The sequence below is a fragment of the Acinetobacter sp. Colony158 genome (assembly GCF_019264745.1).
Classification (GTDB): domain Bacteria; phylum Pseudomonadota; class Gammaproteobacteria; order Pseudomonadales; family Moraxellaceae; genus Acinetobacter; species Acinetobacter ursingii.
Map to the genome: position 1 here is coordinate 2333715 of NZ_CP078523.1, position 8623 is coordinate 2342337.

Sequence of the window (8623 nt, forward strand, 5' to 3'; positions counted from 1 at the left end):
GGAACCAAAACATGGGCACCTATATTATTAAGCGACTTTTACTCATTGTTCCGACCTTATTTCTGATTTTACTGATTAATTTTTTAGTGGTTCAAATCGCACCAGGTGGCCCTGTTGAGCAGGCAATTCATCAGGCTGAAAATTTTCAGGGGATTAATCAAAGTGGTGGCGGTGAAACAGTCAATGTCTCGTCTGATCGATCTTATCAGGGAGCTAGAGGTTTAAGTCCTGAAATGATTGAACAGATAAAAGCCCAATATGGTTTCGATAAATCTGCGCCTGAACGTTTTTGGTTGATGTTAAAAGGTTATTTAACCTTAGATTTCGGCACCAGTTTTTTTAAGGATAAACCCGTTACCCAACTGTTATATGAAAAAATGCCAGTAACCATTTCACTTGGGCTCTGGAGTACTTTGTTGATTTATTTAGTATCGATTCCTCTTGGGATTCGTAAAGCTAAACAACATGGTTTATTTTTTGATAAAGCAACATCGATCCTGCTGGCTGTTGGCTATGCTGTACCGACTTTTGTATTTGGCGTATTACTAATTGTATTTTTTGCAGGCGGTTCATATTTTCACTGGTTCCCATTACAGGGTTTAGTCTCTGAGAATTTTCAACAACTTAGCTTTTTTGAGCAAGTTAAAGACTACTTTTGGCATATGACCTTGCCTTTGTTGACGATGGTGTTGGGCGGTTTTGCAGGCTTAACTTATTTGACCAAATATTCTTTTATGGAAGAACTGAATAAACAATATGTACTGGCAGCACATTCAAAAGGATTAAGCGAAAATCGGGTGCTTTATGGTCATGTTTTCCGTAATGCTATGCTGATTGTGATTGCAGGTTTACCCGAAGCCCTCATCGGCATTTTCTTTGTGGGTAATTTATTTATCGAAATTATTTTTAATCTGGATGGCGTAGGCTTACTCGGCTTTGAGGCAATTACCCAACGTGATTATCCTGTGATTTTTGGTACTTTATTTTTATTTACCTTGCTTGGTTTGGTTTTGAGATTGATCAGTGATGTATTGTATCAGGTGATCGATCCACGAATTAACTTTGAATCACGGGGAGCAAAATAATGTCCCCAATGATGCAAGCGCGTTTTAAACGTTTTAAACACAATCGGCTGGGTTTTACTTGTTTCATTCTGTTTGTATTGATTTTTATTTTGTCGTTGGGTGCAGAGTTTATAGCCAATGATAAACCGATTTTAGTCAAATACGATCAGTCTTATTATTTTCCAGTGATGGAATCCTACCCTGAAACGACCTTTGGCGGTGTGTTTGAAACCGAAGCAGATTATAAAGATCCAGCAGTTCAAAAATTAATTGATGATAAGGGGTGGGCAGTATGGCCGTTAATTCCATTTTCTTATCAAACTCCAAATTTGGATTTAGCAGTGCCTGTACCTTCACCACCTAGCCAGCAAAACTGGCTAGGAACAGATGATCAGGGGCGCGATGTATTGGCACGGATTCTTTATGGCTTACGTGTATCTTTAATCTTTGGTTTTGCATTAACTTTTTTTGCCGCAGTGATCGGAATCATAGTTGGCGCGATACAGGGATATTATGGTGGATGGATTGATCTGATTGGCCAACGTATTCTTGAAGTATGGGGGGGGTTACCTATGCTGTTTATGGTGATGATTTTGGTCAGTATGTTTACCCCAAGTGTGTATTGGTTGTTTTTGATTATGCTGTTGTTTGGCTGGCCAGCACTGGTTGGATTGGTTCGGGCAGAGTTTTTACGAGCAAGAAATTTTGATTATGTCCGTGCCGCGCGTGCTTTAGGGGTAAAAGACCGAACTATTATGTTTCGGCATATTTTACCCAATGCCATGAGTTCGAGTTTATCGCAGCTTCCTTTTATGCTCACCGCTAATATTACGGCACTCACCGCACTGGACTTTTTGGGTTATGGCTTACCACCTGATGCTGCTTCACTGGGTGAATTATTATTACAAGGTAAAAATAATTTAACCGCGCCGTGGTTAGCACTCTCAGGTTTTTTTAGTTTGGCTGTGGTGTTATCTCTTCTTATCTATGTTGGGGAGGCGACGCGTGATGCATTCGATCCAAGACAACAATAATGAAATGCAGCAAATGACTTGCCTGAAAGTAAGTGGCTTACATATTGAAAATGAAGCGGGTCAAGTATTGGTTCAACAACTGGATTTTGAACTGAAACAGGGTGAAACCCTAGCAATCGTGGGAGAAAGTGGTTCAGGTAAATCCATCAGTAGTCTGGCGTTATTAGGCTTATTACCTCAGCATTTAAAAATAACAGGTCAAGCTTTATTTGAAGGTCAAGATCTATTACACCTCAATCAAGCGCAGTATCGACAGATTCGTGGTCAAAAAATTGCCATGATTTTTCAGGAACCAATGACGGCATTAAATCCATTACATCGGGTGGAAAAAATCGTCGGTGAAACATTGCTGCTAAAAGGATGGTCAAAGCAGCAAGTTCGAACCCGCGTATTGGAATTGTTGCATGATGTTGGAATCCCTGAGCCTGAAACTAAACTGAGACGTTATCCGCATGAATTATCGGGTGGTCAGCGTCAACGGGTCATGATTGCGATGGCGTTGGCGCAAGAGCCTGAGATTTTAATTGCTGACGAACCCACCACTGCACTGGATGTCACTTTACAGGCACAGATTTTAAATCTGCTTAAAACGTTGCAGCAAAAACGCAATATGGCCATGATTTTGATTAGTCACGATTTAAATCTGGTCAAACGCTATGCAGATCAAGTCATTGTCATGAACAAAGGTGGTGTCGAGGAGCAAGGGCAGGTCAATGATGTTTTTAATCACCCAAAAACCATTTATACCCAACATTTGCTCAATCATGACTTCGGTCATGCATTAAAACTCCAGTCTGGGCAACCATTACTTGAACTGCAACAGCTTGAGGTCAAATTTCCAATTAAACAAGGGTTACTCAATCGGATTAAGGATTATGTAGTTGCATTAGAACCTATGGATTTAACCCTGTCTCAGGGAGAGTCGATTGGGATTGTAGGGGAAAGTGGTTCGGGTAAAACCACACTTGCACTGGCAGTAACTCGATTGATTGAGTGCGATGGGAAAATCATTTTATTGGGCAAAGATTTAAATCATTTAAAAGAAAATCAACTTCGCCCGTTACGTACAGATTTTCAGATTGTATTTCAGGACCCATTTAGCAGTTTAAATCCACGAATGACAGTGGCACAAATTATTGGTGAGGGACTCGTTCTCAAACACATTAAAGCAGATGAATTGGAAGATCTGATCGACGATGCACTATTGAAAGTGGAATTGCCGATTGAATTTAAACAGCGTTATCCTCATGAGTTATCTGGTGGACAAAGGCAACGTATTGCTTTGGCACGCGCATTAATTTTGAAGCCTAAGTTGATTATCTTGGATGAGCCTACATCGGCATTGGATCGTACGACACAGCGTTCAATTGTCCAGTTATTGCGACGCTTACAGCAACAACAGCAGTTGAGCTATTTATTTATTAGTCATGACTTACAAGTCGTCCGCGCCTTATGTCAGAAAGTTTTGGTATTGCGACATGCAAAAGTTATTGAATATCAAGATACTGAGCAACTTTTTTTAAAACCGCAATCTGAATATACCCGTCAGCTCATTGCTGCAAGCCAATATTAAACTTTTGCATATAATTGACATGTGGTATTGTCAATTTGTAAATACAGGATGACTTTAACTTCAATTTTTAATTCAAATTGGAAGAATAACTCCGATTTTTTAAAAGAGAAAAACATGACACAGATTGCCGATTCAATTCAAATCAGAAATACCACATTTAAAAATCGCTTAATTAAGGGAGCGATGAGTGAAGCATTGGCAAATGATGCAGGACAGCCGAATCAACTACATCTTGGGCTTTATGAAGCATGGGCGAAAGGAGGGCTGGGTTGTGCCATTACAGGCAATGTGATGGTCGATATTCGTGCTAAAAATGAGCCTGGCGTTGTTGTCGCTGAAAGTGAACGTGATCTGGTTGAACTAAAAAAATGGGCAGATATTGGCAAACAGTACGGAATGGTGCAGTTAATCCAGTTATCTCATCCGGGGCGTCAGTGTCCGAAAGGATTGAATAAAGAAACGGTTGCACCTTCTGCCGTGCCATTTAGCCCTATGCTTGCCACCATGTTTGGAACGCCTCGTGAGCTTCGAGAAGATGAGATCCTGGATATTATTCAGCGTTTTGCGAAAGCCGCAAGTATTTGTGAAAAAGCGGGTTTCGAGGGTGTACAGCTACATGGTGCGCATGGTTATTTGATTAGTCAGTTTTTATCGCCATTGACCAATAAACGTCAGGATCAATGGGGCGGTTCGATTGAAAATCGTATGCGTTTCCTGCTTGAGATTTATAAAGCAGTACGTGAAGCAACTTCAGAAAACTTTATCATTTCTGTCAAACTTAACTCGGCTGACTTTCAACGTGGCGGAATTACGGAAGAAGATGTAATTACAGTATTTAAAGCCATTGATGCCGTTGGAATCGATTTAATTGAAATCTCTGGCGGAACCTACGAAGCCCCTGCGATGGCAGGTGCAAAATCAGAAAAACGTAAAGCCAGCACCATTGCGCGAGAAGCCTACTTTTTAGACTTTGCAGAAAAAATTCGTCAACAAGTCACATGTAAGCTGATGGTTACGGGTGGTTTTCGTACAGTGGCAGGCATGAATGCCGCTTTGCAAAGTGGTGCTTGTGATTTTATTGGTATTGCACGTCCATTTGCAGTTGAAACTGACTTGGCAAATCGTTTGATTGCAGGGCAGGATGTCAAATATGCAGTCAAACCAATTAAAACAGGATTACCATTTGTCGACAAAATGGCGATTATGGAAATTATTTGGTATGCGGCGCAATTTAGAAGTATTGGAAAAGGCAAAAAGCCAAATCCGAAATTATCGCCACTTCTTGTATTTCTGAATTATGCGAAGGGCAATATCAAGGCTGTGATTAAAGGTCAGGTCAATTCACGCAAGTCTGCATAAATATATTCAATGCAAATAGGGATTCGTCAGAGTCTCTATTTCTTCATGATCGATTTGATAGAAATAAAAAAGCCACTCGCATTATGCAGTGGCTTTTTTGGAATTTGGCGTCCCTACGGGGATTCGAACCCCGGTTACCGCCGTGAAAGGGCGATGTCCTAGGCCTCTAGACGATAGGGACTTATATGAGGCTGTATCTGAAATTGGCGTCCCTACGGGGATTCGAACCCCGGTTACCGCCGTGAAAGGGCGATGTCCTAGGCCTCTAGACGATAGGGACGTTTCAGAGGTGGGCGTATAGTAGGGTGATTTGAGGAGGGTGTCAAACGATTTTAATGATAAAAACAATAAAATAAGATTAAGCGTTTAAAATTAAATCAATGAGATGTAAATTTCAGCAGTTTTATCGATTTAGATCAAATGGATCACTCATGCCTATAAATGATGTGGGAAACAATCTCTCCATTTTAATAGGTAAAAGATTGCACCCACTCAAATCATCATCAGCTATTTCACATTAATGATCATTAATTTCCACGATAGGTTGAATAGCCATAAGGGCTGATTAAGAGCGGAATATGATAATGATCTACAGCTCCATCAATCACAAATACAACGGGCACTTCAGGAAAAAATGAACGTTGATTATGTTCGCGAAACCAATCCCCAGTTTTGAATGTCACCCGATAAGTTCCTTTAGCTAAAGTTTTTTCATCTGGATAAAGTGCAGTGATACGTCCATTTTCATCGGTTTTACCCTGATTAATTTGCACCCACTTTTCACCTTGTTGAGCTTCCAGAACAACATTGACATCAGCAGATGGCAGACCATTTTCAAGATTAAGTACATGCACACTCAATGGATTTTGAGCAAATACGAGACTCGAAGCGCTCAGGCTGAGTGCAAAAAGTGTTGTTTTATACACAGTTTTTCTCATAGAAATAACAAAGAATTTTATTTTATCGATTTATTTATCTCATTTTGATAGAAAATATGTAAAATTAACTCAAAAAAATAAGGCTATCTTCATTGAAATATAGGGATTTGACCTCATGTAAGACCTGTATTGAGGTACAACGGTTTATTTAAACGAAAAAAATAATAAATTTGACGAATATTGCTGAGAAGATTTACTTTTACTATTTTCTGGCGAAATGTCGTTATCACTAGATATTACGTTGACTGAAATGCAATGAGAGTCGATACTCTCAGGGTTTTATTTAAGCAAATCGGTTCGTAGGAGAGGGTCACAAGCTCATTCCTCACAACGCAATCCAAAGCAGGAGATATATATGGCTGGTGGAAAGTCAACAATCATTTACACACTGACCGACGAGGCGCCACTTTTAGCGACCTACTCACTGCTTCCAATCATTGAGACTTTTACCAAGCCAGCTGGCATTGAGATCGACAAAAGCGATATCTCTGTGTCTGCACGCGTACTCGCAGAGTTCTCTGAATATTTAAAAGATGAGCAGAAAGTACCTAACAATCTTGCAGAACTTGGTCGTCTTACCCAAGATCCAGATACCAACATTATCAAGTTACCAAATATTAGTGCTTCAGTGGGTCAATTAACTGCATGTATTAAAGAATTGCAGTCAAAAGGTTACGCAATTCCTGATTATCCTGAAAACCCAACCACAGACGAAGAAAAAGCGATCAAGGCACGTTATAGCAAATGTTTAGGTTCTGCGGTAAACCCTGTATTACGTGAGGGTAACTCTGACCGTCGTGCACCTGCTGCGGTAAAAAACTACGCGAAAAAACATCCTCATTCAATGAGCGAATGGAAGCAATGGTCTCAAACGCATGTTTCACATATGGAAGAGGGCGACTTCTATCATGGTGAAAAATCATTGACACTGGACCGTGCGCGTAAAGTGAAAATGGAATTAATCACCAAAAGCGGTCAAAGCATTGTACTTAAACCTGAAGTCGCTTTGCTTGATGGTGAAATCATTGACTCTATGTTTATGAGCAAAAAAGCACTTTGCGACTTTTATGAGAAACAACTTGAAGACTGTCGTGAAGCGGGCATTTTGTTCTCATTACACGTGAAAGCGACCATGATGAAGGTGTCACATCCAATCGTATTTGGTCACTGCGTTAAAATTTATTATAAAGATGCATTTGAAAAACACGGTAAGTTATTTGACGAATTAGGTATTAACGTCAATAACGGTATGGCAGGTCTTTACGAAAAAATCGAAACTTTGCCGACCTCATTACGTGAAGAAATTATTGAAGATTTACATGCATGTCAGGAACACCGTCCTGCACTTGCAATGGTAGACTCAGCCAAAGGCATCACCAACTTCCATTCACCAAACGATATTATTGTTGATGCTTCTATGCCTGCCATGATTCGTGCTGGTGGTAAAATGTGGGGTGCAGATGGTAAGCAGTATGATGCTAAAGCGGTGATGCCAGAATCAACTTTCGCGCGTATTTATCAGGAAATGATTAATTTCTGTAAATGGCATGGTAACTTCGACCCACGTACCATGGGTACAGTGCCAAACGTAGGTTTGATGGCACAAAAAGCGGAAGAATACGGTTCTCACGATAAAACCTTTGAAATTCCTGAAGCGGGTGTTGCCAATATTACTGACCTTGAAACAGGTGAAGTTTTACTGTCTCAAAATGTTGAAGAAGGCGATATCTGGCGCATGTGTCAGGTTAAAGATGCACCGATTCGTGATTGGGTAAAACTTGCTGTTACTCGTGCGCGTAACTCGGGTATGCCTGCTATTTTTTGGCTTGACCCATACCGTCCACACGAAAATGAATTGATCAAAAAAGTTGAAAAATACTTAAAAGATCATGATACAGCAGGTCTTGATATCGAGATTATGTCGCAAGTCCGAGCAATGCGTTACACGCTTGAACGTGTGGCACGTGGTTTGGATACGATTTCTGTAACAGGTAATATTTTACGTGATTACTTAACAGACCTGTTCCCAATTATGGAACTGGGTACTTCTGCGAAAATGCTGTCTATCGTTCCGTTAATGGCGGGCGGTGGTATGTACGAAACTGGTGCGGGTGGTTCAGCACCAAAACACGTACAGCAGTTGGTTGAAGAAAATCACTTGCGTTGGGATTCTTTAGGTGAGTTCCTTGCGCTTGCTGTTTCTCTTGAAGAGTTAGGTATCAAGGAAAACAACGAACGTGCCAAGTTACTGGCTAAAACTTTAGATCAAGCAACGGGTCAATTACTGGACAACGATAAGTCTCCATCACGTCGTACTGGCGAGATTGATAACCGTGGCAGCCATTTCTATTTAGCATTGTACTGGGCTCAAGCACTTGCTGCTCAAGATGACGATGCTGAGTTAAAAGCCAAGTTTGCACCACTTGCGAAAGCTTTGGCTGATAACGAAGATAAGATCGTTGCAGAGCTCGCAGCAGTTCAAGGTAAACCTGCTGATATCGGTGGTTACTATGCGGTTGATCCAGCGAAAGTAGAAGCAGTAATGCGTCCAAGTTCTACATTGAATGCCGCGCTAGAAACGATTTAAGTCAAAATAATATGGGTTATTTTACCCGTATTGTGAAAAAAACCGATGCAAAAGCATCGGTTTTTTAT

6 protein-coding genes and 2 tRNA genes are annotated in these 8623 nt (G+C 40.6%); 5 read left to right on the forward strand and 3 right to left on the reverse strand.

What is annotated here, in order from left to right; all coding sequences use genetic code 11:
* Window positions 1–11 precede the first annotated feature (11 nt).
* From yejB to JR005_RS09425, 4 genes are all read left to right on the forward strand, one after another.
* Window positions 12–1085 carry a microcin C ABC transporter permease YejB gene (gene yejB, locus JR005_RS09410; RefSeq protein ID WP_218664963.1) on the forward strand — a complete coding sequence of 358 codons (1074 nt, stop codon included), beginning with the start codon at window positions 12–14 and terminating at the stop codon, window positions 1083–1085.
* Window positions 1085–2098 (forward strand): ABC transporter permease, encoded by a 1014-nt coding sequence (locus JR005_RS09415; RefSeq protein WP_151724250.1) that lies wholly within the window; start codon window positions 1085–1087, stop codon window positions 2096–2098. Before yejB ends, JR005_RS09415 begins: the two co-directional genes overlap by 1 nt.
* Window positions 2073–3671 carry an ABC transporter ATP-binding protein gene (locus tag JR005_RS09420; protein WP_218665826.1) on the forward strand — a complete coding sequence of 533 codons (1599 nt, stop codon included), beginning with the start codon at window positions 2073–2075 and terminating at the stop codon, window positions 3669–3671. Before JR005_RS09415 ends, JR005_RS09420 begins: the two co-directional genes overlap by 26 nt.
* Before the next feature lie 114 nt (window positions 3672–3785).
* Entirely contained in the window at window positions 3786–5030 is a 1245-nt protein-coding gene (locus JR005_RS09425) for an NADH:flavin oxidoreductase/NADH oxidase family protein (RefSeq protein WP_044434339.1), read from the forward strand.
* Window positions 5031–5135: 105 nt separating this feature from the next.
* On the opposite strand, the gene JR005_RS09430 is transcribed toward JR005_RS09425, so the two are convergent.
* The 3 genes from JR005_RS09430 to uraH form a co-directional block, all read right to left on the reverse strand.
* Window positions 5136–5211 (reverse strand) — tRNA-Glu (locus tag JR005_RS09430).
* 23 nt (window positions 5212–5234) lie between these two features.
* A tRNA-Glu gene (locus JR005_RS09435) sits at window positions 5235–5310 on the reverse strand.
* Window positions 5311–5557: 247 nt separating this feature from the next.
* Window positions 5558–5968 (reverse strand): hydroxyisourate hydrolase, encoded by a 411-nt coding sequence (gene uraH / locus JR005_RS09440; protein WP_004987069.1) that lies wholly within the window; start codon window positions 5966–5968, stop codon window positions 5558–5560.
* A 355-nt stretch (window positions 5969–6323) separates the two neighbouring features.
* On the opposite strand from uraH, the gene JR005_RS09445 reads away from it, so the two are divergent.
* On the forward strand, window positions 6324–8555 hold the full coding sequence (locus JR005_RS09445; protein ID WP_004987064.1) for an NADP-dependent isocitrate dehydrogenase: 2232 nt from the start codon (window positions 6324–6326) through the stop codon (window positions 8553–8555).
* Window positions 8556–8623 lie beyond the last annotated feature (68 nt).

Excerpts from the sequence above, each read along its gene's own strand:
- yejB (WP_218664963.1), top strand. The coding sequence starts at position 12 with ATGGGCACCTATATTATTAAGCGACTTTTACTCATTGTTCCGACCTTA.
- JR005_RS09415 (WP_151724250.1), top strand. The coding sequence starts at position 1,085 with ATGTCCCCAATGATGCAAGCGCGTTTTAAACGTTTTAAACACAATCGG.
- JR005_RS09420 (WP_218665826.1), top strand. The coding sequence starts at position 2,073 with ATGCATTCGATCCAAGACAACAATAATGAAATGCAGCAAATGACTTGC.
- JR005_RS09425 (WP_044434339.1), top strand. The coding sequence starts at position 3,786 with ATGACACAGATTGCCGATTCAATTCAAATCAGAAATACCACATTTAAA.
- uraH (WP_004987069.1), bottom strand. The coding sequence starts at position 5,968 with ATGAGAAAAACTGTGTATAAAACAACACTTTTTGCACTCAGCCTGAGC.
- JR005_RS09445 (WP_004987064.1), top strand. The coding sequence starts at position 6,324 with ATGGCTGGTGGAAAGTCAACAATCATTTACACACTGACCGACGAGGCG.